The sequence below is a fragment of the Streptomyces albus subsp. albus genome (assembly GCF_000719865.1).
GTDB lineage: Bacteria > Actinomycetota > Actinomycetes > Streptomycetales > Streptomycetaceae > Streptomyces > Streptomyces albus_E.
In genome coordinates this window covers 1-565 of sequence record NZ_JOID01000092.1, presented here as the reverse complement: position 1 = coordinate 565, position 565 = coordinate 1, and the positions used below count along the sequence as shown (strand labels likewise).

Genomic DNA, 565 nt, shown 5'->3' with positions numbered 1-565 from the left:
CGATGTCGAGGCGGAGGTGCTGGAGGCGCCGCCGAATGAGATGGGGTGGGTGGACTACGACTGGAACTTCGCCTGCGATGACGTCGCCTGCGCGTTGAAGCTGTCGGGGACGACCGCCGCCGACCGTCTCGCGGTGGCCACCGCTCTGGAGGGTCGGTTCCCCACCACGGTCGGGCTGCTGGAGCGCGGGGAGATCTGCTACCTGCAGGCCAAGGCCCTCACCGAGACCACCAACACCCTCGATCCCGAAGCCGCGGGGAGGGTGGAGGCCATGGTGGTGGCGAAGATGCCCACCCAGTCGGTGGGACAGACCCGCCGCGCCCTGAACCGGGCGGTGTTGAAGGCTGATCCGCTGGGTGCGGAGCGGCGGCACCGCAAGCGGCGGGAGGACCGCACCATCTGGCACCGGGCGGTCGAGGACGGCATGGCGACCTGGACGGCGTTCCTCCCGACCCCGCAGGCGGCGGAGTTGGACGCCGCGATCGACGCCCACGCCGCCACCTTCACCGACGACGACCGCACCCTGAACCAGAAGCGCGTCGACGCCCTCTACGACCTGGTCGTC

The 565-nt window shown here is 70.8% G+C and carries 1 protein-coding gene; it reads left to right on the top strand.

Going from position 1 to position 565, the window contains the following annotated elements; all coding sequences use genetic code 11:
• A partial coding sequence (locus IF83_RS0129520; RefSeq protein WP_030549481.1) for a DUF222 domain-containing protein occupies positions 1–565 on the top strand: 565 nt, incomplete at both ends.